Raw genomic sequence first — 25,865 nt, forward strand, 5'->3', positions numbered from 1 at the left:
CCGAAGCTCGAAGAGGCGTACGACAGCATCCCCGCGGGGACGCGGATCAACGTCACCTTCCTCGCGGGCGAGGACCTCGGCACGCGGCTGGCCGCGGCCCGCGCGGTCAAGCGGCTCGGGTTCGTGCCCGTGCCGCACATCTCCGCCCGCCGCCTGCCCTCCCGGGCCCACCTGGAGGAGTTCCTCGCCGGGCTCGCGCGGGACGACACCGCCGAGAACGTGTTCGTGGTCGGCGGCGACCCGGCACGCCCCGAGGGCCCCTACGAGGACGCCCTCTCCGTCATCCGCACCGGTCTCCTCCAGGAGTACGGCGTCCGGCACACCGGCGTCAGCGGCTACCCGGAGGGCCACCCGGCCATCGCCGACGGCACGCTGTGGTCCGCGCTCACCGACAAGGCGGCGGCCCTCGGCGCGGGCCGGCTGTCCGGCGACGTGATCACCCAGTTCGGCTTCGACGTCGACCCGGTCCTCGGCTGGATCGAGGCCGCCCGCGCCCGCGGGGTGGACCTGCCGGTCCGCATCGGCGTCCCCGGCCCGGCAGGCGTGCGCCGCCTGCTCGGCTACGCGACCCGCTTCGGCGTCGCCACCAGCGCCTCCGTCGCCCGCAAGTACGGTTTCTCGCTGACCAACCTCATGGGTACGACGGGCCCGGACCGCTTCCTCGACGCCCTCGCCGAGCGGTACGACCCCGCACGGCACGGCGTGGTGAAGGTGCACTTCTACACCTTCGGCGGCCTGCGCGCGACCTCCGAGTGGGTCACCGGATTCCGCGCACGAGGCTGAGCCCCGCCCCGCCTCTCCCGTCCCGTCTCTCCCGCCCGGCCGCCGGGGACCGCCCCGCGACTCCACCTACGTGTCGGATTTTCGCCAGCGCGGCACCCGCCCGGTGACCCATCCTTGACCCATGGAGACAGCGCAGACGGGGCCGGCGGGACGTCCGGCGGGGAGCGGGAACGGCGGGACCGCCCGGCGGGCCGCGGGAGGGAGCACCGCCCGGCGGACCGTGAGCGGGAGCACCGCCCGGGCGGACGGGGGACGTGCCCCCGCCGAGCACGGCACCCGCTTCGACCGCGAGCACTGCGTCCACGCCGTCCAGTCCAAGGACGCCCGGTTCGACGGCTGGTTCTTCACGGCGGTCCTGACCACCCGCATCTACTGCCGTCCCAGCTGCCCGGTCGTGCCGCCCAAGCCGGAGAACATGACGTTCTACCCCAGCGCGGCCGCCTGCCAGCAGGCCGGATTCCGGGCCTGCAAGCGCTGCCGCCCGGACACCAGCCCCGGCTCCCCGGAGTGGAACCAGCGCGCCGACCTGGTCGCCCGCGCCACCCGGCTGATCGCCGACGGGGTCGTGGACCGCGAGGGCGTGCCCGGACTCGCCACCCGCCTCGGCTACTCCACCCGGCAGGTGGAACGCCAGCTGCTCGCCGAACTGGGCGCCGGCCCCCTCGCCCTGGCCCGCGCCCAGCGCGCCCAGACCGCACGGCTGCTGATCGAGACGACGGCCCTGCCCATGGCGGAGATCGCCTTCGCGGCCGGCTTCTCCTCCATCCGCACCTTCAACGACACCGTCCGCGAGATCTTCGCCCTCACTCCGAGCGAACTGCGCGCACGCCTGCCGCGCAGCAGCGCCCCCGCGGCCCCCGGCACCCTCGTGCTGCGGCTGCCCTTCCGCGCGCCGCTCGACCCCAGCAACCTCTTCGGACACCTGGCCGCCACCGCCGTCCCCGGCGTGGAGGAGTGGCGCGACGGCGCCTACCGGCGCACGCTCGCCCTGCCGTACGGCCACGGCATCGTCGCGCTCAGCCCGCGCCCCGACCACATCGCCTGCCGCCTCACCCTCAGCGACCTGCGCGACCTGACCGTGGCCATCAGCCGCTGCCGCCGGCTGCTCGACCTGGACGCCGACCCGGTCGCCGTCGACGACCGGCTGCGCGCCGACCCGCTGCTCTCCCCGCTGGTGGACAGCGCCCCGGGACGACGGGTGCCGCGCACGGTCGACGAGGCGGAGTTCGCCGTACGGGCCGTGCTCGGACAGCAGGTGTCCACGGCGGCCGCCCGCACCCACGCGGCCCGTCTGGTCACCGCGCACGGCAAGCCGCTGGACGACCCCGAGGGCGGCCTCACCCACCTGTTCCCGTCCCCCGAGGCGCTGGCCGCGGTGGACCCCGGGACCCTGGCGATGCCCCGCACCCGGCGCACCACCTTCGCGACCCTCGTCACCGCGCTCGCCGACGGAACGCTCCACCTGGGCCCCGAGTCGGACTGGGCCGAGTCCCGGGCCCGCCTCCTCGCGCTGCCCGGCTTCGGACCGTGGACGGTCGACGTCATCGCCATGCGCGCCCTCGGCGACCCCGACGCCTTCCTCCCCACCGACCTCGGCATCCGCCGCGCCGCCCGGGAACTGGGCCTGCCCGCCACCCCGGCCGCGCTCACCGCCCGCGCCGAGAGCTGGCGCCCCTGGCGCGCCTACGCGGTGCAGTACCTGTGGGCGACCGACAGCCACCCGGTCAACTTCCTCCCCGGACAAGGCCCGTGCAAGGAAAACCAGTGAGACACCACACCGTGACCGACAGCCCGTACGGCCCGCTCACCCTCGTCGCCGAGGACGAGGTGCTGTGCGGCCTGTACATGACCGACCAGCGACACCGGCCCGCCGAGGAGACCTTCGGCCCGCGCGACGACTCCCTGCCCGCGTTCGCCGCGGCCGAGGAGCAGCTCCAGGCCTACTACGCCGGTGAGTTGACCGAGTTCACCCTCGAACTCTCCCTCGGAGGAACGGACTTCCAGCGCAAGGTCTGGCACCAGCTCACCCTGATCCCCTACGGCGAGACCCGTTCCTACGGCCAGCTCGCCGACGCCCTCGGCAATCCCGGCGCCTCCCGCGCGGTCGGTCTCGCCAACGGCCGCAACCCGGTCGGCATCATCGTCCCCTGCCACCGCGTCGTCGGCTCCACCGGCAGCCTGACCGGCTACGGCGGCGGCCTGCACCGCAAGCAGCGCCTGCTGGACTTCGAACGCGGCGCCGGCCTGTTCTGACGCACCACGAGACGCGCTGCCGCGACGGCCGCCGGCCACGCCCGCCCGAACCGCAACCGCCGAACCCCAACCGGCGGACCGGAACGGCCGCACCCCAGCCGGCGGACCGAATCCGATGAATCCCAACCGGCGGACCGGAACGGCCGGCGCGGCCCCGGCCTCAGCCGCCCACGGCCCAGCGCACCCCCGCGACGGCGCCCAGCAGCACAGCGGGGAACACCCACCACCACGGCACAGCTCTCCGTACCGAGGGGACCAGCCACAACGCCCCCGCCGCGCCGGCCGCCGCGAGGGTGACCACACACGACAGGACGATCCCGGCATAGGCGTCGTCGTCCCACGTCCCGGACGGCGTGATGGTCAGCGCCGTCCAGCAGAAGTAGCCGGCCATGAGCGTGAGCAGGACGAGCGGCACGGCGAGCACCACCCGGAGGCAGCCGCGTTCGTCATCCGCGTGGGAAGGAGTGGTCATCAGCGCAGGGCGTTCCTTGCCTCGTCCAGATTGTTCGTGAACCCACGTCCGTATGCCTGGGCGTCGTCGGTCCGCCAGTACGGGCCACCGTTGTAGCGGGCCGCGAGTTCCTGGTACTGGGCCGATGTCATCTCCTCGGCCGGCACATCGGCGAACTCGCTCTCCGCCTTGAGCTGGGCCAGGTACTCCGAGGCGATGAAGATGTTCTGCGCGGGGTCCTGCAGGGCAGATTCCACCATGTTGCGCTGCTGTTCGGTGAGATGCTCGGGATCGTAGCCGAGGACTTCGGCTCCGCGCCTCACCTGGATGGCGATGGGGCCCATGGACGTGTTGTCAGGATCACCGGCGAGGCGCCACGGCAGGCTCTCGGGAGCGATCGGGCTCAGAGGCGAGTCGGCCTGTTCGCGGATGGTGTCGGTCATGTCGTCCAGGATGCCGGGCTGTCCGCCGATCTCCTGCCACGCGATACCGGCGACCATGGCCGGCGGCAGTCCCGAGTTCTGTGCCGCTGCCTTGATGATCTCCTTGTTCGCCGAGATCCAGTCGGCCCGTTCCCCTGCGGTGGACGGCGGATCCCAGTAACTGTCCCTTGCTCCGGGGAGGTTCGCCACCCGCAGGCGGATGTCACGCAAGGTGGGGGAGACGATGGCGTCACCGGCGATGGGGAAGTAGTCCTGTTTGGGGCCGCTCCCGGGCAGGCGAGTCAGCGGGTTCGTGCTCGCCTCGGCCGCTTCTCGCCGCAGATCGGCGATCGCGGACACCACGTCGACGCGCCCGACGAATCCCATGCGGAAGTCCGGCAGCAGGTCGTACGCGATGCCGAGCGCGTGCAGGCAGATCTCGCGCGCCTCGTGCTCGGTGGTCTTCGCAAGGTGGAAGTCCCCGCCCGCAGCGTCGTGGAGCCGGTCGGCGTCGTCACGGATGTCGTCGACATCCATGGTCAGCTCGGCGAGGAAGTCCATGACGCCCGTGGTCGCGCGCATGTCCTCCCACTGGCGCATGGGTTCGGCTTCCTGGGCCTCACGAGTGACCGCGGTGCCCTTGGTGTGGATGAGTTCGGCGAGGGCCTGCTCGTTCGCCCTGCCGTTGGCGTAGTGGGTCTTGGCGGCCGTCAGCGCGGACGCATAGGCGTACAGTGCGCCGGCGGCCTTGTCGTAGCCTTCCGCAAGCTGAGAGACGAGTTTGCGCCCCTCGGCGAGCCGCGCCTCGTAATGCCGGCTTCCTTCGCTCTTCCACTGCGTGTGCTTCTCGGCGCGCTCGGCGGACGGGGTGGCTGCCAGGAGCATTTTGTGCAGACGCTTGAACTCGTCCGCATTGCGCTCGATCAGAGGCGGGTTGCAGTCCTCAAGGAACTCGACGTCCTTGCGGTGAGTTGTTCCGCTGCTCATCGTGCCTCCGGAGCGACGTACTGACCGCTGTCCAGAACCTCGTCGAGGAAGTGCCGGGCCGTGTCGTCATCGATCTTCACGAAGTCACTGCCGGTCGTCCTCAGCCGAGTGGAGAGCGCGGCGAACAGAGCCACGGCGTCCAGGTACTGATCGTCGGCGAAACCGGCGAACCGCGCCACCTGCTTGGCGACGTCCTCCGGGGAACGGGGCTCCCGGGCCAGGGTCGTCAACTCCGCATCGGGCCTGCCTTCGTGCAGAAAACCGGCTATCTCGATCAGCAGGTTCGCGTTCCCGTTGATCGACTCGGCCTTGGCCACCAGGGAACCGGAGGATCCGGCGACCGCGCCTCCTCCGCCTCCGTCCGCCTCCACGTGGTCGATCCGCATGCCGGTCCCCTGACGCGCGAGGGCGTCGGATTTCAACTGAGCCCATTCCTCTTCGAATGACAAACTGCTCCCCCCTCAAGTCGTCATGTCGAACGAACGGTCGAGCATGTCAGTGATGACATGAGCACGGGAACGTCGCCACGCCGTGCGAACGGGTTTCGTTGCGCGAAAATCTCAGTACCTGTGCACGCTTGACTTCATCCGCCGGCCTCGGTGCGCAGCCTGCCGAGCAGGTCGGGCAGGGCCGTGCCGATGGGTTCGCGGATGACCTCGTCGGCGAGTTCGTCGTACGGGGTCGGATCCGCGTTGACGATGACGAGGCGGGCGCCGTTGTCGGCGGCGACGCCCGCGAGGCCGGCGGCGGGCTGGACCTGGAGGCTGGTGCCGACGGCGATGAAGACCGTGCAGGCCTTGGTGATGGCGAGGGCCTCACCGAGGACGGCCGGATCGAGCCGCTGGCCGAACATGACGGTCGCCGACTTCAGGACGCCGCCGCACTCCAGGCAGGGCGGGTCCGTCTCACCGGCCTCGACGCGGGCCAGCGCGTCCTCCATCGGGCCCCGGACGTGGCACCGCGTGCACACGAACCGGCGCGCGGTGCCGTGCAGCTCCAGCACCTTGCGGGCCGGCATCCCGGCCAGCTGGTGCAGGCCGTCCACGTTCTGCGTCAGCACCCGCACCGGGATCCCGGACCTCTCCAGCTCGGCGACCGCCCGGTGCGCCGCGTTCGGCTCGGCCAGCAGGGCCCGGTTCTTCCGGCGCAGCTGCCACGACCTGCGCCGGATCTCCGGATCGTTCATGTAGTACTCGTACGTCACGAGCTTCTCGGCCTCGGGGTCCGTCCGCCACAGTCCGTTCGGGCCGCGGTAGTCGGGGATCCCGGAATCGGTGGAGACACCCGCGCCGCTGAGGATCGCGATGAGAGGCCTGTCCATGGGCCGAGGGTAGGACGCGCACCCGTCCGGGGCGAACGGATATCCGGCGCGCCCCCGGGGGCCTACTGCTTGCCGGTGCCGACGGGGTCCACCGTGACACCGCCGGAGGCGTCGGTGCCGACCGGGAGGCTGAAGCTGACCGGCAGGGTCTTGGAGTGGGTCTCGCCGGGCGGGGTGACGACGAGGGCGTTCACGGCCACGCCGCTGCCACCGGAGTTGTTCGGCGGGTAGTGGAGGGTGAAGCGGGTCGACTCGCCCGGACGGACGGCGACGGCCGGCGCGGCGAGCTTGCTGCGCCCGGCGCTGAGGGCACCGGAGCTGGACTTGAGATCGACGCCGGGGAAGCCCTTGAGCGAGCAGGCGTCGCCGCCGGTGTTCTTGAAGCTGACCATGAACTCGCCCTCGCCCATCCCGTGGGCGATGCCGAACTCCAGGTCGGCCGTCTTGCACAGGCCGGTGGTGATCTGGCCGCCGCCGCTGCCCGGGGCGGGGTCCGTCGCACCCGTCGAGCCGCCGCTGCCGCCCGTGGTGGCGTTGCCGCCGGAGGTGCCGCTTCCCCCGGAGGTGCCGCTGCCGCCGGTGGACGAGGCGGGCGAGGGCGAGGACGTGGACGCGGCGGACCCGGAGCCGTCCGCCGGCGCTGCGGAGTCGTCGCTTCCCTGGCAGGCGGTGAGCGAGAGTCCCGCGGCGAGGGCCACGACGGTGAGGGTGAGGTGCTTGGCGCGCATCGTCTGTGTACGTCCTTTGCTGTCTGTGCCGTTCGCCCGGCACGAGCGGGGGTTACTGATCACCAAGACCCGTCCGGCCCGCGAAGCGTTCCCCCTGGGCGCCCGCCCGTACACGCCTGTGACAACCGGCCGCACGGGCGCGGCGGAACCACGGCCGGGCGCGCACGCGGGGACCGCGGCCCGCACCGTTGCCGCTCGCCGCCGCCGGGCCTGTGAACAGGCCTGAAGCCCTTGTCCCGCGCCCGTTCCCGGGGTGTTCCCCGTACCCGCGGCCGACGGGATCCGGCGCTCACCCCCGGGTCACCGGGGCCGGCGCGCGCTGGGACAGAGATGTGACCGGCCGGCTCTTGAAGATCACCGGCGACACGCCCTCTTCACGCCTGATACAGCTTTCCCCGCCGGTCTCCGGCAGCTTCCCGCCCGCTCCCGGCGGTCTTCCGCGCGCCCCCGGCGGCCATCGCCCGTCCCCGGTAGCTTCCCGCCCGTCCCCGACGGCCACCGCCCGTCCCCGGTGGCTTCCCGCCCGCCCCCGGCGCGCTCCGGGCGGCGCGTGCGGCCCGCTGCCCCTCAGAGCGCCCGGTGGCCGTTCTCCAGCTCCGCGGTGTCCGAGCCGTCGTCCAGGACCTCCAGGGCGACCAGGACGCGCCGGCCCAGGGAGCCGGGCAGGTGGGCGGCGATCTCCTCACGGGGCACGAGGCGCCAGGACAGGAGCTCCTCCTCCTGGAGGCGGATCCCCTTGAGGTCGTCGTCGGTCAGGACCCCGCCGTCGTACACGTACGCGACCAGCGGCGGGCGGGACGTGCCGGGCACCCAGTCGACCGCCAGCAGCCGGCCGAGCTCCCGGTCCAGGCCGATCTCCTCCAGCGTCTCGCGGCGCGCCCCCTGGCGGGGCGTCTCGCCGTCGTCGGACTCGATGGTGCCGCCCGGAAGCGCCCAGCCCTCCCGGTAGTTGGGCTCGACCAGCAGCACCCGGCCCCCGGCGTCCCGGAAGAGGGCGGCGGAGCCGGCGAGGATGCGCGGCAGGCTCGCGATGTACGCGGCGAAGTCTTGGGTCGTGGTCATCCAGGAAGGGTAACCAGCCCGCGCGGGGTCATGGCGGGCTCGTCACCAGGCGCAGGGTGCGTGCGGCCGGCGCACTGATCCGCGCGCCGTCGTCACCCGACACCGCGCTGCGGACGGTGTCCTGGAGCGGGTCCTTCCACTGGGCGGGCAGGCGGCCGCCCCGGTGCGCACCCCGGCGAACGAGCCCGCCGTCGCCCCGTTGGAGTCGGTGTCCAGGCCGCCGGGCACGGGGTGCGGACGGCTCATGCCCGCCGTCTGCCCCGGCACGCCCATTCCAAGGGTCCGCACCATGGATGAGCTGGGGATTCTCCGTGGCCGGGCGGGCATGACCGCGGTGCCGGTACGGCGTTAGGGTCGCAGCGGCGTGACCGGCCCCGGCCGCGGGGCTCGCGAGAGCAAGGGAAGACGAAGTGGCGGACGCAAGCGGGAACGGGACCCCTCGGGTACTCATCGCCGCGGACAAGTTCAAGGGGTCGCTGACGGCCGCGCAGGTCGCCGAGCGGGTGGCGGCCGGGCTGCGCCGGGTCGTGCCCTCGGCCGTGGTCGAGGCGCTGCCGGTGGCCGATGGCGGCGACGGGACCGTGGACGCCGCGGTCGCGGCCGGTTTCGGGCGCCGTGAGGTACGGGTGGCCGGTCCGCTCGGGCAGGAGGTCACGGCCGCGTTCGCGCTGCGCGGTGACACCGCGGTGGTGGAGATGGCGGAGGCGAGCGGGCTGCAGCGGCTGCCCGCGGGCGTGCTCGCGCCGCTCACGGCGTCGACGTACGGCTCCGGGGAGCTGCTGCGGGCCGCGCTGGACGCCGGGGCGCGCAGGATCGTGTTCGGGGTCGGCGGGAGCGCCACGACCGACGGCGGCGCCGGGATGCTGGCGGCGCTGGGCGCGCGGTTCCTGGACGCGGACGGGGAGCCGGTGCCGCCGGGCGGCGGCGGTCTCGCGCGGCTGGCCCGCGCCGACCTGTCCGGACTCGACCCGCGGCTGTCCTCGGTGGAGCTGGTGCTCGCGAGTGACGTCGACAACCCGCTGACCGGGCCGAAGGGGGCGCCCGCGGTGTACGGACCGCAGAAGGGGGCCTCGACCGGCGAGGTGGCCGCGCTGGACGCCGCGCTGGGCCGCTTCGTGGCCGTCCTGGAGGCCGAGGCGGGCCCGAAGGCCGCGGAGTGCGCGGTGGCGCCCGGGGCGGGGGCGGCGGGCGGTGTCGGGTACGGCGCGCTGCTGCTGGGGGCGCGGTTCCGGCCCGGGATCGAGGTGATGCTCGACGTCCTCGGGTTCGCGGCGGCGCTGGAGCGGGCCGACCTGGTGATCACCGGGGAGGGGTCGCTGGACGAGCAGACGCTGCACGGGAAGGCGCCGGCGGGGGTCGCGGCGGCGGCCCGGGCGGCGGGCAAGGAGGTCGTGGCGGTGTGCGGGGCGCTCTCGCTGGAGTCCGGGGTGCTTCGGCGAGCCGGGATCCGCGCGGCCTACCCGCTGACCTCCGTCGAGCCCGACGTCTCCCGCTGCATCGCGGACGCGGGGCCGCTGCTGGAACGCCTCGCTGGCCGGATCGCCGAGGCCCACCTGCGCTGAGGCCACCCCGGGGGCACATCGTCACCGGGTGCCGGTACGGCAGAGGGCCCCGAACCCAAGCGGCGGGTTCGGGGCCCTCACAGCGGAGCGCGGAGCGTCACGGCAGCTGGGCCGCCCGCGCCTCGCGCCGGTTGTCGCGGAAGTTGTTCACCCGGCGGGCCGTGGCGAACAGCGGGATCACCGCGCCCATGACCAGCTGCAGGGCGCAGCCCGTCTGGAGGAGCAGCTGACCGCCGGGGGCCTCGAAGGCCCACGCGGCCAGCAGGCCCATGGAGAGCACGATCCAGCCGAGCACCGCGCCGGCGAGGCGGCCGCGCGGCTTCGGGTACTCGACCCGGCTCACCATCAGCCAGGCCGTGCCGAGGATCGCCATGAGCGTCGCCGGGAACGGCAGCTCCAGCAGCACGATGGAGACGACCGTGAGCGCCCCGAACGGCGACGGCATGCCCTGGAACATGCCGTTCTTCACCGTCACGCACGAGAAGCGCGCGAGGCGCAGCACGACGGCCAGCAGCACCACGATCGCGCCCAGCGCGGCCACCCTCTGGTGCGCGTCGTCGGCGACCATGCCGTAGACGAGCACGAAGTAGGCGGGCGCCAGGCCGAAGCTGATGAGGTCGGAGAGGTTGTCCAGCTCCGCACCCATCGGGGAGGACCGCAGCTTGCGGGCGACCAGTCCGTCGAACAGGTCGAAGACGGCCGCGCAGAGCATGAGGATGACCGCCGTGGCCGCGCTGTGGCGGGCCATGCCGGACTCCTGGCTCCCCGTGAGGTGCGGGATCAGGATGCCGGTGGTGGTGAAGTACACCGCCATGAAGCCGCACGTCGCGTTGCCGAGCGTCAGGGTGTCCGCTATCGACAGACGGAGAGAGAGCGGCATCTCCTCCTCGTCGTCGGCCTCGTCGGCCTCGGGCACCCAGCCGGCCTGTGTCTCCGGATCAATCACGGTCAATGCGAGTCACCCCCGCCACGGTCTTCTGGCCGACCTCGACGGCCACCTCCACGCCCTCCGGCAGGTAGAGGTCGACGCGGGAGCCGAAGCGGATCAGTCCGACCCGCTCGCCCTGCTCGACCTTCGTGCCCTCGGGGATGTAGGGGACGATGCGGCGTGCCACCGCGCCGGCGATCTGGATCATCTCGATGTCGCCGAGTTCGGTGTCGAAGTGCCAGACCACGCGCTCGTTGTTCTCGCTCTCCTTGTTGAAAGCCGGAACAAAGCCGCCGGGAATGTGCTCGACCGACGTCACCGTGCCGGAGAGCGGCGCGCGGTTGACGTGGACGTTGAGCGGGCTCATGAAGATCGCGACGCGGGTGCGGCCGTCCTTCCACGGCATGATGCTCTGCACCACACCGTCGGCGGGAGAGATGACCCGGCCCTGGGTGATCTCCCGCTCGGGGTCGCGGAAGAACCACAGCATGCCCGCCGCCAGAGCGGTGGCGGGCACGGCGACGGCCTTGGCGGCGCCCGAGCGGCGGGCGCGGGCCAGGCTGAGGGCTGCGGTGGCGACGGTCGGGAGAAGCCACGGCGATGCTCCGCGCGCGAGGCGTACGCCGGCTCGGCTGTCGCGAGGTGCAGAGGTTTGGCTGTGGGGCATGGATGACCTTCGTAGCGGATGATGCCGCGCGGTGAACGGGGACGGCGGCTTTTCCGGGATCGTACCGGGAGCGGGTTACAACTGGGCAAGCCAGGAAGCCGAGTCGACGGCTGAAGACTATCGGCAGACCTTCCACGGGGTGTGATCTTCTTCTCGAAGAAAACACCCCGTTTCCGGACAATCAGCCCTGGAATCGATATTCTTCGAGCAACCTGCGCCCGATGATCATTTTCTGGATCTCGGCGGTACCTTCACCGATGAGCAGCATCGGTGCTTCCCGGTAAAGGCGTTCGATCTCGTACTCCTTCGAGAAGCCGTAGCCGCCGTGGATCCGGAAGGCATCCTCCACGACCTCCTTGCAGTATTCGGAGGCGAGGTACTTCGCCATCCCTGCTTCGAGGTCGTTTCGCTCCCCGGAGTCCTTTTTGCGTGCAGCGTTGACCATCATCGCATGCGCGGCCTCGACCTTGGTGGCCATTTCGGCCAGTTTGAACTGGATCGCCTGGTGCTGGGCGATCGCCTTGCCGAAGGTGTGGCGCTGCTGGGCGTACTGGACGCCCAGTTCGAACGCACGCTGCGCGACGCCGCAGCCACGTGCCGCGACATTCACGCGTCCGACCTCGACTCCGTCCATCATTTGGTAAAAACCTCGGCCGGTGACCCCGCCGAGCACCCGGTCGGCCGGAATCCGCAGGCCGTCCATGATCAACTCGGTGGTGTCGACGCCCTTGTAGCCCATCTTGTCGATCTTGCCGGGGATGGTGAGGCCGGGGCGCACCTCGCCGAAACCGGGCTCCTTCTCCACCAGGAAGGTCGTCATCGACTTGTGGGGCGCCGTACCCTCGGGGTGTCCTTCGTCACTTCTGACGAGAACGGCCACCAGAGACGAGGTCCCGCCGTTCGTCAGCCACATCTTCTGGCCGTTCAGGACGTACTCGTCGCCGTCCTTCACCGCCTTGGACGTGATGGCCGACACATCGGAGCCGAGGCCCGGCTCCGACATCGAGAAGGCGCCCCGGATGTCGCCGGCCGCCATGCGCGGCAGGAAGTGGTCCTTCTGCTCCTGCGTGCCGTGCTGCTTGAGCATGTACGCCACGATGAAGTGCGTGTTGATGATGCCGGACACCGACATCCAGCCGCGGGCGATCTCCTCCACGCACAGCGCGTAGGTGAGGAGCGACTCGCCCAGGCCGCCGTACTCCTCGGGGATCATCAGGCCGAAGAGGCCGAGCTCCTTGAGACCGTCGACGATCTCCTGCGGGTACTCGTCACGGTGCTCGAGCCCGGTCGCGACCGGGATGATCTCCTTGTCCACGAAGTCGCGGACGGTGGAGAGGATCTCCTGCTGGACGTCGGTCAGACCGGCGGTCTGGGCGAGGCGCGCCATTACTTCTCCTGCTCCGTCAGCTCCGGGCGGCCCGGCTGCTCGCCGCCGCGCTCCTTGATGTACGTCTCGGTGGGCACCATCACCTTGCGGCGGAAGACGCACACCAGGGTGCCGTCCTGCTTGTAGCCCTTGGTCTCGACGTGGACGATCCCGCGGTCGTTCTTCGACTTCGACGGCCACTTGTCCAGCACGGTCGTCTGCCCGTAGATCGTGTCGCCGTGGAACGTGGGTGCCACGTGCTTCAGCGACTCGATCTCCAGGTTGGCGATCGCCTTGCCCGAGACGTCCGGCACGGACATGCCGAGCAGCAGGGAGTAGATGTAGTTCCCGACCACCACGTTCTTGCCGAAGTCCGTCGTCTTCTCGGCGTAGTTGGTGTCCATGTGGAGCGGGTGGTGGTTCATGGTGAGGAGGCAGAACAGGTGGTCGTCGTACTCCGTGACCGTCTTGCCGGGCCAGTGCTTGTACACCGCCCCGACCTCGAACTCCTCGTAGGTGCGCCCGAACTGCATGCTCACGCCTCCGGAATCTCGAACTTGGTGGTGCGCCGCATGCCGGCCGCGCGGCCCTTGCCCGAGATGACCAGCGCCATCTTGCGGCTGGCCTCGTCGATCATCTCGTCGCCGAGCATCGCGGAGCCCTTCTTGCCGCCGGCCTCGGACGTGCAGTAGTCGTACGCGTCCAGGATCATCTCGGCGTGGTCGAAGTCCTCCTGGGAGGGCGAGAAGATCTCGTTGGACGCCTCGACCTGGCCCGGGTGCAGCACCCACTTGCCGTCGAAGCCGAGCGCGGCGGCGCGCCGGGCGACCTCGCGGTAGCCGTCGACGTTGCGGATCTGCAGGTAGGGGCCGTCGATCGCCTGGAGGTCGTTGGCGCGTGCGGCCATCAGGATCTTCATCAGGATGTAGTGGTAGGCGTCCGCCGGGTAGCCGGGCGGCTGCTCGCCCACGACGAGCGACTTCATGTTGATGGACGCCATGAAGTCGGCCGGGCCGAAGATGATGGTCTCGACGCGCGGGGAGGCCTGGGCGATCTCGTTGACGTTGTTCAGACCCTGGGCGTTCTCGATCTGCGCCTCGATGCCGATCCGGCCGACCTCGAAGCCCATGGTCTTCTCGATCTGGGTCAGCAGCAGGTCCAGCGCGACAACCTGCTGGGCGCTCTGCACCTTCGGCAGCATGATGCAGTCGAGGTTCTGGCCGGCTCCCTCGACCACCGTCACGACGTCGCGGTACGTCCACTCGGTCGTCCAGTCGTTGACGCGCACGACCCGCGTCTTGCCCGTCCAGTCGCCCTCGTTGAGGAACTTCACGATGGTGTGCCGCGCCTCGGGCTTGGCCAGCGGCGCGCACGCGTCCTCCAGGTCGAGGAAGACCTGGTCGGCCGGGAGGCCCTGCGCCTTCTCCAGGAAGCGGGGGTTCGAGCCCGGCACAGCCAGACAGGAGCGCCGCGGGCGGAGACGGTTGACGGTCATGCGGGGACCTCCAGGGGGTCGAGCTTGTTCGCTTTCCGGATCTCGTCGACGATGCGGCCGATGATCCCGGTGATGTCGAAGTCCTTCGGGGTGAACACCGCGGCCACTCCCTCGGCACGGAGCAGTTCGGCGTCCCCGTTCGGGATGATGCCACCCGCGATCACCGGAATGTCTGTGGCACCGGCCACACGCAGCCGCTGGAGCACATCGGGCACCAGTTGGGCGTGCGACCCGGACAGGATCGACAGGCCCACCGCGTGGACGTCCTCGGCCAGCGCCGCGTCCACGATCTGTTCCGGCGTCAGCCGGATGCCCTGGTAGACCACCTCGAAACCGGCGTCCCGGGCCCGCACGGCGATCTGCTCGGCGCCGTTGGAGTGCCCGTCCAGACCCGGCTTGCCGACCAGGAAGCGCAGCTTGCCCACGCCCAGGTCCCGGGCCGTGGCGTCCACCCGGGCGCGCACGTCGGCCATGGCCGAGCCCTGTTCGGCCGGCACGCCCACCGGCGCGGAGGAGACCCCGGTGGGCGCCCGGTACTCGCCGAACACCTCGCGCAGCGCGCCCGCCCACTCGCCGGTGGTCACCCCGGCGCGGGCGCACTCCAGCGTGGCCTCCATCAGGTTGCCGGTGCCCTTGGCGGCCTCCTTCAGCCGCTGCAGCGCCTTGCAGGGACGCGGGTGGTTGAACGGCGGCTGGTAGCGCGTGTCCCGCCAGGCGCCGATCGCCTCGACGACACGGGCCTCCACCGCCGGGTCGACCGTCTGGATCGCGGTGTCCAGGTCGGCGGTGAGCGGGTTGGGCTCGGTCGTCTCGAAGATGTTGACGCCGACGATCTTCTCCCGCCCGGACTCGATCCGGGCGCGCCGCTCCGCGTGCGAGGACACGAGCTGGGCCTTGAGGTAGCCCGACTCGACGGCGGCCATCGCGCCGCCCATCTCCTCGATCCGGTCCATCTCGGCGAGGCACTTCCCGACGAGGGCCTCGACCTCGGCCTCGATCACGTGCGAGCCGGCGAAGATGTCCTCGTACTCCAGCAGGTCGCTCTCGTGCGCCAGCACCTGCTGGATGCGCAGGCTCCACTGCTGGTCCCAGGGGCGCGGCAGGCCGAGGGCCTCGTTCCACGCGGGGAGCTGCACGGCGCGGGCGCGGGCGTCCTTGGAGAGGGTCACGGCGAGCATCTCCAGCACGATCCGCTGGACGTTGTTCTCCGGCTGCGCCTCGGTCAGACCGAGGGAGTTGACCTGGACGCCGTAGCGGAACCGGCGCTGCTTGGGGTTCTCGATGTCGTACCGCTCGCGGGTGACCTTGTCCCAGATGCGGCCGAACGCCCGCATCTTGCACATCTCCTCGACGAAGCGGACGCCCGCGTTGACGAAGAAGGAGATACGGGCCACCACGTCGCCCATGCGCTCGGCCGGCACCTGGCCGGAGTCGCGCACGGCGTCGAGGACGGCGATCGCGGTGGACATCGCGTACGCGATCTCCTGCACCGGCGTGGCCCCGGCCTCCTGCAGGTGGTAGCTGCAGATGTTGATCGGGTTCCACTTCGGGATGTGGGAGACCGTGTACGCGATCATGTCCGTCGTCAGGCGGAGCGAGGGCCCCGGCGGGAACACGTGCGTGCCCCGGGACAGGTACTCCTTGACGATGTCGTTCTGGGTCGTGCCCTGGAGCCGGGTGATGTCCGCACCCTGCTCCTCGGCGACGACCTGGTAGAGCGCCAGCAGCCACATGGCGGTGGCGTTGATCGTCATCGAGGTGTTCATCTGCTCCAGGGGGATGTCCTGGAACAGCCGGCGCATGTCACCGAGGTGCGAGACGGGCACGCCGACCCGGCCGACCTCGCCGCGGGCGAGGATGTGGTCGGGGTCGTAGCCCGTCTGCGTCGGCAGGTCGAACGCCACCGACAGGCCGGTCTGGCCCTTGGCGAGATTGCGCCGGTACAGCTCGTTGGACGCCTCGGCCGTGGAGTGGCCGGCGTACGTGCGCATGAGCCACGGCCGGTCCTTCTCGCGCCGCCCGTCGGCAGTCTGACGCTCAGTCATCTATGACCTCGGGGTGCTCAGATGTTGCGGAAGCGGTTGATGGCGTCGATGTGCTGGGCGCGCATCTCCTCGTCGCGCACACCCAGGCCCTCCTCGGGGGCGAGGCACAGCACGCCGACCTTGCCCTGGTGGAGGTTGCGGTGGACGTCGTAGGCCGCCTGGCCGGTGTCCTCCAGGGAGTACGTCTTCGACAGGGTCGGGTGGATCTTGCCCTTCGCGATGAGCCGGTTGGCCTCCCAGGCCTCGCGGTAGTTGGCGAAGTGCGAACCGATGATCCGCTTCAGCGACATCCACAGGTAGCGGTTGTCGTACTCGTGCATGTAGCCCGAGGTCGAGGCGCAGGTGGTGATCGTGCCGCCCTTGCGGGTGACGAAGACGCTCGCGCCGAAGGTCTCGCGGCCGGGGTGCTCGAAGACGATGTCGATGTCCTCGCCGCCGGTGAGTTCGCGGATGCGCTTGCCGAAGCGCTTCCACTCCTTGGGGTCCTGGGTCTGCTCGTCCTTCCAGAACCGGTAGCCCTCGGCGTTGCGGTCGATGATCGCGTCGGCGCCCATCGAGCGGCAGATCTCCGCCTTCTGGTCGCTGGAGACGACACAGATCGGGTTGGCGCCGCCGGCGAGGGCGAACTGCGTGGCGTACGAGCCGAGTCCGCCGCTCGCGCCCCAGATCAGGACGTTGTCGCCCTGCTTCATGCCGGCGCCGTTGCGGGAGACCAGCTGGCGGTAGGCGGTGGAGTTGACCAGGCCCGGGGCGGCGGCCTCCTCCCAGCTGAGGTGGCCGGGCTTGGGCATCAGCTGGTTGGACTTGACGAGCGCTATCTCGGCGAGGCCGCCGAAGTTGGTCTCGAAGCCCCAGATGCGCTGCTCGGGGTCGAGCATCGTGTCGTTGTGGCCGTCCGAGGACTCCATCTCGACGGACAGGCAGTGCGCCACGACCTCGTCGCCGGGCTTCCAGGCGTTGACACCGGGTCCGGTGCGCAGGACGACGCCCGCGAGGTCGGATCCGATGATGTGGTACGGCAGGTCGTGCCGCTTCGTCAGCTCGCTGAGCCTGCCGTAGCGCTCCAGGAAGCCGAAGGTGGAGAGCGGCTCGAAGATCGAGGTCCAGACCGAGTTGTAGTTGACCGAGGAGGCCATGACGGCCACCAGGGCCTCGCCCGGGCCGAGCTCGGGCAGGGGCACGTCGTCCAGGTGGATCGACTTGCGCGGGTCCTTGTCGCGGGTCTCGAGGCCCGCGAACATCTCGGTCTCGTCCTTGTGCACGGTGATGGCACGGTAGGACTCGGGGAGCGGCAGGGCGGCGAAGTCGGCCGACGTGGAGTCGGGCGACTGGATCGCGTCGAGGATGTCCTTCACGGTCACGGTGTTGCCTCCGGCGGTGAGCACCCTGAGGGAGGGGTGCTGGCGGTTCGTCGGTGCTGCTGGGAGCTCGAGGTCTTGCGTGAGAGTGGTGCCGTCGGTTCGGCGGGTGGTGCTTCGGCGGCGCTTTGTGGCGCGGAAGGTTGCCTGTGACGCAGGCGTCCGGGCGGGCGAGCCATCGGCTTGCTGGGACAGCCGGCGCACGATCGGTCTCTGCGCGCCGGCCGCCCGGACACCTTCAACGTATGACACCGCGTGTCAGGTGGCAAGGCACTGAGTGCCAGGACTTCATCTCAGATGAAATCTTTACGTAACAAATGAGCGATGATCGATCGAACGGGCCCTGGAAAACGCCGGAAAACGCTCCCTGACATGCCAAAACGGCCACCCCGGTGGGGTGGCCGTCCGTGCGGTTCCGTGCGGTGGAGCTGTGTGCCGGTGAGCTGCGCGCGCGGGTGGAGCTGTGCGCCGCGGGTGGGGCTGTGCGCGGCGGTGGCGCTCAGCGCTCCTTCAGTGCCTCCTCGATGGTCCGCATGACCTCTTCCAGCGGCGCGTCGGTGCGGGCGACCGTCACCAGCACCTCGCCGTGCGCCGAGGCCGTGACAGGGGCTCCGGGGGCCGCCTGGGCGGCCGGGCCGCGGCCGGCCCCGATGCCGTTGCCGAAGGTCTTGCGGACGATCGCGAAGGCGTGGTCGAGCTGGGCCTCCACATCGCCCTGGCCGCCGGCCCGCAGCCAGCGCCTGAGGACGTGGTTGTGGGCGGTGACGACCGCGGAGGCGGCGACCTCCGCGAGCAGCGGGTCGTCGTTGGCGTCGTCGGCGTGCGCGTGCTCGTCGAAGTGGCCCAGCAGATAACGGGTGAACAGGCGCTCGTACCGGGCCACCGAGGCGATCTCGGCCTCGCGCAGGGTGGGCACCTCGCGCGTCAGCTTGTAGCGGGCGACCGAGATCTCCGGCCGGCCCGCGTACATCTTCATGACTTCCTTGATGCCGCGGCACACGGTGTCGAGCGGATGCTCGTGCGCGGGCGCGGCGTTGAGGACCGCCTCGGCGCGGACCAGGGTGTCGTCGTGGTCCGGGAAGATCGCCTCTTCCTTGGAGCGGAAGTGGCGGAAGAAGGTGCGGCGGGCGACCCCGGCCGCGGCCGCGATCTCGTCGACGGTGGTCGCCTCGTACCCCTTCGTCGCGAAGAGTTCCATCGCGGCGGCCGCCAGTTCCCGGCGCATCTTGAGCCGCTGGGCGGCCGCGCGACCGCCTGCGGCGCTCTCCGGCGCTTCGGACGTGGCGGGTGTACGGGAGGACCTGGCGGGCTGGGACATGACCCGAACGTACTGCATGTACGCAGTTCGGTGCGCGGGTGCCGGGTTTCCCCCGCCCGCGGGGGGCGGGGGAGGACCGGGGCGGCCGGGCGGGAGGAACCCGCCCGGGTCGAGCAGCCCGCCCCAGTCCTGCTCCGCGCGGGCCCGGTCGCCGCCGCCGTCAGCGGCGGGCATACTCGCGGAAGCCCCGCCCGGTCTTGCGGCCGAGGCAGCCCGCGGCGACCAGGTGCTCCAGCAGCGGCGCCGGGGCGAGGCCCGGGTCGCGGAACTCGCGGTGCAGCACCTTCTCGATGGCCAGCGAGACGTCCAGGCCGACCACGTCGAGCAGTTCGAACGGTCCCATCGGGTAGCCGCCGCCCAGCCGCATCGCCGCGTCGATGTCGTCCAGCGTCGCGTAGTGCTCCTGCACCATCTTGATCGCGTTGTTCAGGTACGGGAACAGCAGCGCGTTCACGATGAAGCCGGCGCGGTCGCCGCAGTCGACGGCGTGCTTCCTGATCCGGCCGCAGACCTCGCGGACCGTGGCGTGCGTGTCGTCGGCGGTCAGGACCGTGCGCACCACCTCGACCAGCTTCATCGCCGGGGCCGGGTTGAAGAAGTGCATGCCGATGACGTCCTGCGGGCGCGAGGTGGCGCGGGCGCAGGCGACGACGGGCAGCGAGGAGGTGGTGGTGGCCAGGACCGCGCCCGGCTTGCACACCTTGTCCAGCGTCCCGAACAGCTGCCGCTTGACCTCCAGGTCCTCCGCGACCGCCTCGACGGCCAGGTCGACGTCGGCGAAGGCGTCGTAGGAGCCGGCCGGGGTGATCCGGCCCAGGGTCTCGGCGGCCGCCTCGGCGGTCATCCGGCCCTTGTCGACCGACCGGGCCAGCGACTTGCCGATCCGGGCCTTGGCGGCCTCGGCCTTCTCGGCGCTGCGGGCGGCGAGCACGACCGTGTACCCGGCCTTGGCGAACACCTCGGCGATGCCCGAGGCCATGGTGCCGGAACCGGCGACGCCGACCGAACGCACCGTGCGGCCCGCGGCCCCGGCCGCGGCGTCGGCCGGGGTGAGGTCGTCGGGCACGACGGTGGCGCTGCCCGGAGCCGCGTAACGGTAGAAGCCGCGGCCGGACTTGCGGCCGGTCAGGCCCGCCTCGCTGAGCTGCTTGAGGATGGGGGCGGGAGCGTGCAGCCGGTCGTGGGACTCGGCGTACATGGCCTCCAGCACCGTGCGCGCCGTGTCGACGCCGATCAGGTCCAGCAGGGCGAGCGGGCCCATCGGCAGACCGCAGCCGAGCCGCATCGCCGCGTCGATGTCCTCGCGGGAGGCGTACTTGGCCTCGTACATCGCGGCGGCCTGGTTGAGGTAGCCGAACAGCAGCCCGTCCGCGACGAATCCGGGGCGGTCGCCGACCGCGACGGGCTCCTTGCCCAGCTCGATCGCGAGGTCGGTGACCGCGGCGACGGCCTGCGGCGCGGTCAGCACCGACGAGACGACCTCGACCAGCTTCATCGCGGGCGCCGGGTTGAAGAAGTGCAGTCCGAGCACCCGCTCCGGACGGGCCGAGTCGGCGGCCAGGCGCGTCACCGACAGGGCGTTGGTGCCGGTCGCGAGGATCGCCTCCGGCCGCACGATCCCGTCCAGCTCCCGGAAGATCTGCTGCTTGATCTCGTACGACTCCGGGACCACCTCGATGACGAGGTCGGCGTCGGCCGCCGCGCGCAGGTCGGTGGAGGTGCGGACCCGGGCCAGCGTCTCGGCGCGCTCCCGCTCGGTCAGCCGGCCGCGCTCCACGGCGCGGGCGGTGGCGGCCTCCAGCGCGGCGACGGACCGCGCGGCCTGGGCCTCGCCGACGTCGATGCCGATCACCTGGCGGCCGGCCCTGGCGAGGACCTCGGTGATACCGGTGCCCATCGTGCCGAGGCCGACGACGGCGATCGTCCGCAGGGGCGCCGGGGACGCCGGGGACGCCGGGGAGGAAGGGGAAGAGGGGGACAGGGGAGTGGCCATCGCGGAACTCCAGGAAGGAAAGTGACGACGAGGAACACGCCGGGCGCGCCGGGGGCGCGCGCCGGAGTGGGAAGAGGTGCGGGTGTTGCCGGGCTGCGAGCGCACACGCCCGGTGCCGTCGTCGGGGGCGTGCACACGCCCGCGCGCGGCTGACTGCCGACCGGCCCTGTCCCGGAGCCGGGTCGTACCGCGGTACAGAAGTACCGAACCGACAAGCGCGCACGACGGCTGCGTCACCAAACCGCCGTGAGCTGGATCCGCGAGTGGGTAACTCGCTCGTATGAGCTTAACCGGCCAGTAACGAGCGCGCCAGGCCTGGGGCTCAACTCGACTTCGTGATCTGCCTCCCCCCGCCCGTGCCACCCGCCTACGCTGGTCCGCGTGGACGAAGAGTCACGCTCGCTCACGGAGCGCCTGAGACAGGAGTCGCGCGGCACGGCGGCCTACGACCGGCTGCTGGAGACCCGGGACCACGGCGAACTCGCGGATGTCCTCACCGCGCCCGGACAGCCGCTGTGGGCCAGGGAACTCGCCGCCTACCGGCTCGGCCTGGCCGGCGACCGGCGCGCGTTCGAGTCCCTGGTGCTCCTGCTGAACCACCGCGACCCGCCCCGCTGCGCCTCCGCCGCGCACGCGCTGGCCCGCCTCGGCGACCCGCGCACGGCCCGCGCGGCCGCCGCCCTCGCCACCAACGAACTCCGGGTCGCCTACGCCCTGTACCCGGTACGGCTCCTGGTGCAGCTGCGCGCCCCCGAGTCCGTGCCCGCGCTCGTCACCACCCTGGAACGCCGGCTGCGTCCGCACGACCCCTACCGCCGGGTCGCCCTGGCCTGCGTGGAGGGCCTGGGCGCCCTCGGCGACCAGCGCGCCCGCCGGGTCCTCAGCGAGGCCCTCGCCCATCCCGCGCTCGCCGAGGCCGCGGTGCACGCGCTGGCGCGGATCCCGCAGCAGCAGAGCTGACCCCCGCTCACAACTGTCTGGCGTAACGCACTTCGGGCACCTCCACACCGTCCACGTCGAAGGGTTCCTCGGCGCCGTCCGGGCGGAAACCGGCGCGTTCGTAAAAGCGGCGGGCGCGCGTGTTCTCCCGCAGGACCCACAGGAGCAGCCGCGAGGCTCCGGAACACCGTCCGAGGGACTCGGCCAGCAGCGCGCGCCCCACCCCGCTGCCCAGGTGCGCGGGGTCCACGTAGATGGCGTACAGCTCGGCGTCGGCGGTCGTACCGCCCTCGTCGTCACGGTACGGCCCTACCGCCGCCCAGCCGACCGTCCCGCCCGCCCGCTCGGCGACCAGGTTCACCACCGGACCGTCCCCCGTGCCGAACCGCTCCCGCCGCCGCTCGGCGTCCCGCGCCACGCTGAGCGCGTCCAGGTAGGGCTGCGGCATGAGCCCCCGGTACGCGTGCTGCCAGCCGCGCACACGGATCTCCGAGACGCGTTCGCAGTCGGCGAGGGTCATCGGGCGGACGAGGAGGGGGAGGGTGGCGGGGCCGCCGGTGCGGGCGGAGGCGCGGTCTCCGGTGAGGTCCTCGGTGAGGTCTTCGCTGAGGTCGTCCATGCCGGAACCCTAGGGACCGGCCGCGCCGCCCGCCCGCGAATAACCCCGCTATCCCGGCGCCCCGGTATCCCGGTATTCGGGTACTCGGGTACTCGGGTACCCCGGTCCGCCGGGACCGTCCTGTGGACGGCCTCGGCGGACCGGAGCCCGGAGCCCGGCGGACCGGGGGAGTGCTACCTCCGGAAGCCCAGCAGCCCGTGCAGTGTCGAGCCGCGGGAGGACGCCGCAGCCGCCTTCGCCTTCAGAGGCTCGGGGTCCGGGGTCTTCTCGCACACCGCGTCCGCGTCGCCGAGACCCTTGCCGCGCGGCACCGTGCCGTCGGTCAGATAGGCGGCGAGATACCGGTCCAGGCACGCGTTGCCGCTCAGCGTCACCCCGTGGTTGCCGCCGCCCTCCTCGACCACCAGGCTGGAGCGGGCGAGCAGCCGGTGCGCCGTCACCCCGCCGCGGTACGGCGTCGCCGCGTCGTCCGTGGCCTGGAAGAGCAGCACGGGCGGCAGCTTGCCGTTGGCGATGTTCACCGGCGTGCGGGTGCCGCCCGGCCAGAACGCGCACGGCGCGTTGTACCAGGTGTTGTTCCAGGCCATGAAGGGCGCCTTGCCGTACACCTCCCGGGCGTCCCGCCGCCAGCGGTCCCAGTCGCGCGGCCAGCCCGCGTCCCGGCACTGCACCGCCGAGTACACGCTGTACCCGTTCTCGCCCGAGGCGTCCACCGCGCCGAAGTTGTCGTACGCCTCCACCAGCGGGCCGGTCTTCCCGGTCCGCACGTACGCCGCGAACGCCTCGGCGAGATAGGGCCAGTAGCCGTTGTAGTAGCCGCCGGGGATGAAGGTGTCCTCCAGTTCGGAGGCGCCGACCCTGCCCTCCGCCGGCTTCTTCGCCAGCGCGGCCCGCATCGCGTACCACTCGGCCTCGACCCGGGCCGGGTCGGTGCCGAGGCCGTACGCGGCGTCGTGCCCCGCGATCCACGCCATCAGCGCACGGTGGCGGCTGTCGAACGCGTACTCCTGCCCGATGTTGTCCTCGTACCAGACGCCCGTCGGATCCACGACCGAGTCCAGCACCAGGCGGTGCACGCGCGCGGGGTACGTCTTCGCGTACACCGCGCCGAGGTAGGTGCCGTAGGAGTAGCCGAAGTAGCTGATCCGCGGCGCGCCGAGGGACTGCCGGATCGCCTCCATGTCCTGGACCGCGCTGAGGGTGTCCATGTACGGCAGCACGTCCGCGTGGGCGCGGGCGCAGGCCTCGGCGAAGGACCGGGCGCGCTTCAGCCCGGCCTCCTCGGCGGCTGCCGTGTCCGGCACGGTGTCCGGGCGCACGTGCCGGAACCAGCCGGGCGAGCAGTTCAGCGCCGGCGTGCTCTTGCCGACGCCGCGCGGGTCGAAGCCGATGACGTCGTACTGCGCGGCCACCTCGCGGGGCAGCGTGGAGGCGACGAACCCGGCCAGGGACAGGCCGCTGCCGCCGGGGCCGCCGGGGTTGACCAGCAGCGGTCCCTGGGAGGTCGCCGCGGTGTGCGGGACACGGGTCAGGGCGAGCGTGATCTGCCGTCCGGACGGGTCGGTGTGGTCCAGCGGCACCTTCAGGGACCCGCACTGGAGGGTGGGGTGGTCGCTGGTGCCGCAGTTCTTCCAGGCGGGCTGTGCCGGTGCCGCCTCGGCGGTCGGCACCGCGGTGACCGTGCCCGCCAGGACGGCGGCGGTCGCGCACAGCACGGCTGCGCGTGTTCTCATGTGGTCCTCCCGGGACGGAGGGTGACGCGAACCGCGAGGTCCACGGCTCTCGCCGCATCGTCCCGGGGCGGGGCCCCTGAAGAACCGATTCTGTCCAGAGTTGACCCAATTGGGTCGCCGGATGCCCTCGAACGCTCCCGGATTCTCAGATGAGGGTCAGCTGTGTCGGTCCGGGCGGGGCCGGCCGCTCCGGTGACCGCGCCGGGCGGATCCCCCGGGTGTCCCGCGCGCGCCTCGGCCCGATGCCGTACTCCTCGGCCAGCTCGTGCACCTGACGCGTGATCCGGCGCTGGTACCACTTCGGCGCGTAGGCGCCCTCCGCGTACAGCCGCCGGTAGCGCGGCACCAGGTGCGGGTGGTGCTTCTCCAGCCACTCCATGAACCACTCCCGGGCGCCCGGCCGCAGGTGCAGCACCAGCGGGGTGACCGAGGTGGCCCCGGCCGCCGCGATCGCCCGCACGGTGGCGCGCAGTTGTGCCGGGTCGTCGCCGAGGAACGGGATCACCGGCGCCATCAGCACCGAGACGCCGATGCCGTGCTCGGTGAGGGTGCGGACGACGTCCAGACGGCGCTCGGGTGCCGGAGTGCCCGGTTCCACCGTGCGCCACAGCTCGGTGTCGGTGAAGCCGACCGAGACGGAGATCCCCACGTCGGTCACCTCGGACGCCCGGACCAGCAGGTCCAGATCGCGCAGGATCAGGGTGCCCTTGGTCAGGATCGAGAACGGGTTGGCGCGCTCGGTGAGGGCCGTGATGATGCCCGGCATCAGCCGGTACCTGCCCTCCGCGCGCTGGTAGCAGTCGACGTTGGTGCCCATCGCGACGTGCTCGCCGTGCCAGCGGGGCGAGGCCAGCTGGCGGCGCAGCACCTCGGGGGCGTTCACCTTCACCACGATCTGGGTGTCGAAGCCAAGGCCCGTGTCGAGGTCCAGGTAACTGTGCGTCTTCCTGGCGAAGCAGTAGACGCAGGCGTGAGAGCAGCCGCGGTACGGGTTCACCGTCCATTCGAACGGCATGCGCGAGGCGCCCGGCACCCGGTTCAGCACCGAGCGGGCCCGCACCTCGTGGAACGTGATCCCGCGGAATTCGGGCGTGTCGACGGTACGGACCGTGACCGCGTCCGCGCCGAACAGGGCGGAGTCGGCCGCCCGCCCGTGTCCGTCGGGCGCACCGGACTCCGCGGTGAGGTTCTCCCAGCGCATGACACCTCCTCGGTGGCTCGCCGCCAGAATAGAACATCTGTTCCCATGATCGTGCGGACCCCGATTTGAGCGGCCGGGCGCCGGGGTGGTTGGCTTGTCCCCACCCGAGAAAACAGGTCCTGGAGGAATGCAATGGCGCAGGTCGAGGCCACTACGGAGCGGGTCGTCGCGGCGGACGCGGAGAAGGTGTTCGACGCCCTCGCCGACTACGACGGCACCCGGCGCAAGCTGCTGCCCGAGCACTTCAGCGAGTACGAGGTGCGCGAGGGCGGCGACGGCGAGGGCACTCTCGTCCACTGGAAGCTCCAGGCCACCAGTAAGCGGGTGCGCGACTGCCTGCTGGAGGTCAGCGAGCCCACCGACGGCGAGCTCGTCGAGAAGGACCGCAACTCCACCATGGTGACCACCTGGCGCGTCACCCCGGCCGGCGAGGGCTCCTCCCGGGTCACCGTCACCACCACCTGGAAGGGCGCCGGCGGCATCGGCGGCTTCTTCGAACGGACCTTCGCCCCCAAGGGCCTCGGCCGGATCTACGACGCCGTCCTCGCCAACCTCGCCACCGAGGTCGAGAAGTAGCCCCTGAGCCCAAACACCGTCCGGTGAAGGGGTGTTGCACCCCTCACCGGTTCGAGTG

General features: G+C 71.6%; 24 protein-coding genes and 1 pseudogene. 6 read left to right on the forward strand and 19 right to left on the reverse strand.

Features of this window, described 5'->3' with window-relative positions; translation table 11 throughout:
* The 3 genes from ACIPRD_RS17755 to ACIPRD_RS17765 all read left to right on the forward strand — a co-directional run.
* Positions 1–783 (forward strand): methylenetetrahydrofolate reductase (locus tag ACIPRD_RS17755; RefSeq protein ID WP_401564006.1); only part of this gene is annotated, 783 nt, incomplete at its 5' end.
* Positions 784–1,003: 220 nt separating this feature from the next.
* Positions 1,004–2,551, forward strand: coding sequence for an AlkA N-terminal domain-containing protein (locus tag ACIPRD_RS17760; protein ID WP_401564009.1), 1,548 nt, complete (start codon positions 1,004–1,006; stop codon positions 2,549–2,551).
* The gene (locus ACIPRD_RS17765) at positions 2,548–3,036 is read left to right on the forward strand and encodes a methylated-DNA--[protein]-cysteine S-methyltransferase (protein WP_356399468.1); all 489 of its coding nucleotides are present in this window, start codon (positions 2,548–2,550) and stop codon (positions 3,034–3,036) included. Before ACIPRD_RS17760 ends, ACIPRD_RS17765 begins: the two co-directional genes overlap by 4 nt.
* Positions 3,037–3,196: 160 nt before the next feature.
* On the opposite strand, the gene ACIPRD_RS17770 is transcribed toward ACIPRD_RS17765, so the two are convergent.
* The 7 genes and pseudogenes from ACIPRD_RS17770 to ACIPRD_RS17800 form a co-directional block, all read right to left on the reverse strand.
* Complete coding sequence (locus ACIPRD_RS17770) at positions 3,197–3,508, reverse strand: hypothetical protein (protein WP_356399466.1); 312 nt, start codon at positions 3,506–3,508, stop codon at positions 3,197–3,199.
* Positions 3,508–4,896, reverse strand: a complete 1,389-nt coding sequence (locus tag ACIPRD_RS17775; RefSeq protein ID WP_356399464.1) for a hypothetical protein — start codon at positions 4,894–4,896, stop codon at positions 3,508–3,510. Before ACIPRD_RS17775 ends, ACIPRD_RS17770 begins: the two co-directional genes overlap by 1 nt.
* Positions 4,893–5,282 carry a hypothetical protein gene (locus tag ACIPRD_RS17780; protein ID WP_401564013.1) on the reverse strand — a complete coding sequence of 130 codons (390 nt, stop codon included), beginning with the start codon at positions 5,280–5,282 and terminating at the stop codon, positions 4,893–4,895. Before ACIPRD_RS17780 ends, ACIPRD_RS17775 begins: the two co-directional genes overlap by 4 nt.
* A gap of 197 nt (positions 5,283–5,479) precedes the next feature.
* The gene (locus ACIPRD_RS17785) at positions 5,480–6,217 is read right to left on the reverse strand and encodes an SIR2 family NAD-dependent protein deacylase (protein ID WP_401564014.1); all 738 of its coding nucleotides are present in this window, start codon (positions 6,215–6,217) and stop codon (positions 5,480–5,482) included.
* A gap of 62 nt (positions 6,218–6,279) precedes the next feature.
* The gene (locus ACIPRD_RS17790) at positions 6,280–6,945 is read right to left on the reverse strand and encodes a DUF4232 domain-containing protein (protein ID WP_401564017.1); all 666 of its coding nucleotides are present in this window, start codon (positions 6,943–6,945) and stop codon (positions 6,280–6,282) included.
* Positions 6,946–7,512: 567 nt separating this feature from the next.
* Positions 7,513–8,007: an NUDIX hydrolase gene (locus ACIPRD_RS17795; protein WP_356399456.1), complete on the reverse strand. Its 495-nt coding sequence runs from the start codon at positions 8,005–8,007 to the stop codon at positions 7,513–7,515.
* Between the two features lie 28 nt (positions 8,008–8,035).
* Positions 8,036–8,235: pseudogene (locus ACIPRD_RS17800) on the reverse strand (ADP-ribosylglycohydrolase family protein); the annotation flags it as partial.
* A gap of 182 nt (positions 8,236–8,417) precedes the next feature.
* On the opposite strand from ACIPRD_RS17800, the gene ACIPRD_RS17805 reads away from it, so the two are divergent.
* The gene (locus ACIPRD_RS17805) at positions 8,418–9,569 is read left to right on the forward strand and encodes a glycerate kinase (RefSeq protein ID WP_401564018.1); all 1,152 of its coding nucleotides are present in this window, start codon (positions 8,418–8,420) and stop codon (positions 9,567–9,569) included.
* Positions 9,570–9,666: 97 nt separating this feature from the next.
* Here the strand turns inward: ACIPRD_RS17805 and pssA are convergent, their stop codons facing one another.
* The 9 genes from pssA to ACIPRD_RS17850 all read right to left on the reverse strand — a co-directional run bounded on the left by pssA (position 9,667) and on the right by ACIPRD_RS17850 (position 20,739).
* Complete coding sequence (pssA, locus tag ACIPRD_RS17810; protein ID WP_356399811.1) at positions 9,667–10,485, reverse strand: CDP-diacylglycerol--serine O-phosphatidyltransferase; 819 nt, start codon at positions 10,483–10,485, stop codon at positions 9,667–9,669.
* A 22-nt stretch (positions 10,486–10,507) separates the two neighbouring features.
* Positions 10,508–11,164: a phosphatidylserine decarboxylase gene (locus ACIPRD_RS17815; protein WP_356399452.1), complete on the reverse strand. Its 657-nt coding sequence runs from the start codon at positions 11,162–11,164 to the stop codon at positions 10,508–10,510.
* A 181-nt stretch (positions 11,165–11,345) separates the two neighbouring features.
* A complete protein-coding gene (locus ACIPRD_RS17820; protein ID WP_356399450.1) occupies positions 11,346–12,551 on the reverse strand; it encodes an acyl-CoA dehydrogenase family protein in 1,206 nt (401 codons plus the stop codon).
* Entirely contained in the window at positions 12,551–13,063 is a 513-nt protein-coding gene (locus ACIPRD_RS17825; RefSeq protein ID WP_356399809.1) for a MaoC family dehydratase, read from the reverse strand. The genes ACIPRD_RS17820 and ACIPRD_RS17825 overlap by 1 nt, the downstream gene beginning before the upstream one ends.
* Before the next feature lie 2 nt (positions 13,064–13,065).
* Complete coding sequence (locus ACIPRD_RS17830; protein WP_356399445.1) at positions 13,066–14,025, reverse strand: CoA ester lyase; 960 nt, start codon at positions 14,023–14,025, stop codon at positions 13,066–13,068.
* Positions 14,022–16,070, reverse strand: a complete 2,049-nt coding sequence (locus ACIPRD_RS17835) for a protein meaA (RefSeq protein ID WP_401564021.1) — start codon at positions 16,068–16,070, stop codon at positions 14,022–14,024. Before ACIPRD_RS17835 ends, ACIPRD_RS17830 begins: the two co-directional genes overlap by 4 nt.
* Positions 16,071–16,087: 17 nt before the next feature.
* A complete protein-coding gene (ccrA, locus tag ACIPRD_RS17840) occupies positions 16,088–17,425 on the reverse strand; it encodes a crotonyl-CoA carboxylase/reductase (protein ID WP_356399807.1) in 1,338 nt (445 codons plus the stop codon).
* A gap of 502 nt (positions 17,426–17,927) precedes the next feature.
* A complete protein-coding gene (locus ACIPRD_RS17845; RefSeq protein WP_356399441.1) occupies positions 17,928–18,746 on the reverse strand; it encodes a TetR family transcriptional regulator in 819 nt (272 codons plus the stop codon).
* A gap of 160 nt (positions 18,747–18,906) precedes the next feature.
* Positions 18,907–20,739, reverse strand: a complete 1,833-nt coding sequence (locus ACIPRD_RS17850) for a 3-hydroxyacyl-CoA dehydrogenase family protein (RefSeq protein WP_401564023.1) — start codon at positions 20,737–20,739, stop codon at positions 18,907–18,909.
* Positions 20,740–21,120: 381 nt separating this feature from the next.
* Between ACIPRD_RS17850 and ACIPRD_RS17855 the strand changes: the two genes are divergently transcribed.
* Positions 21,121–21,699, forward strand: coding sequence for an adenylosuccinate lyase (locus tag ACIPRD_RS17855; RefSeq protein ID WP_356399437.1), 579 nt, complete (start codon positions 21,121–21,123; stop codon positions 21,697–21,699).
* A 7-nt stretch (positions 21,700–21,706) separates the two neighbouring features.
* Here ACIPRD_RS17855 and ACIPRD_RS17860 read toward each other — a convergent pair whose 3' ends face one another.
* The 3 genes from ACIPRD_RS17860 to ACIPRD_RS17870 all read right to left on the reverse strand — a co-directional run bounded on the left by ACIPRD_RS17860 (position 21,707) and on the right by ACIPRD_RS17870 (position 25,231).
* Positions 21,707–22,297, reverse strand: coding sequence for a GNAT family N-acetyltransferase (locus tag ACIPRD_RS17860; RefSeq protein ID WP_401564027.1), 591 nt, complete (start codon positions 22,295–22,297; stop codon positions 21,707–21,709).
* A gap of 173 nt (positions 22,298–22,470) precedes the next feature.
* The gene (locus ACIPRD_RS17865) at positions 22,471–24,030 is read right to left on the reverse strand and encodes an alpha/beta hydrolase (RefSeq protein ID WP_356399433.1); all 1,560 of its coding nucleotides are present in this window, start codon (positions 24,028–24,030) and stop codon (positions 22,471–22,473) included.
* Positions 24,031–24,175: 145 nt separating this feature from the next.
* Entirely contained in the window at positions 24,176–25,231 is a 1,056-nt protein-coding gene (locus tag ACIPRD_RS17870; protein WP_401564029.1) for an Rv2578c family radical SAM protein, read from the reverse strand.
* A 132-nt stretch (positions 25,232–25,363) separates the two neighbouring features.
* Between ACIPRD_RS17870 and ACIPRD_RS17875 the strand changes: the two genes are divergently transcribed.
* Complete coding sequence (locus tag ACIPRD_RS17875; protein ID WP_356399429.1) at positions 25,364–25,807, forward strand: SRPBCC family protein; 444 nt, start codon at positions 25,364–25,366, stop codon at positions 25,805–25,807.
* Positions 25,808–25,865: the final 58 nt, after the last annotated feature.

It is taken from the genome of Streptomyces sp. NPDC090108, from assembly GCF_044747185.1.
Classification (GTDB): domain Bacteria; phylum Actinomycetota; class Actinomycetes; order Streptomycetales; family Streptomycetaceae; genus Streptomyces.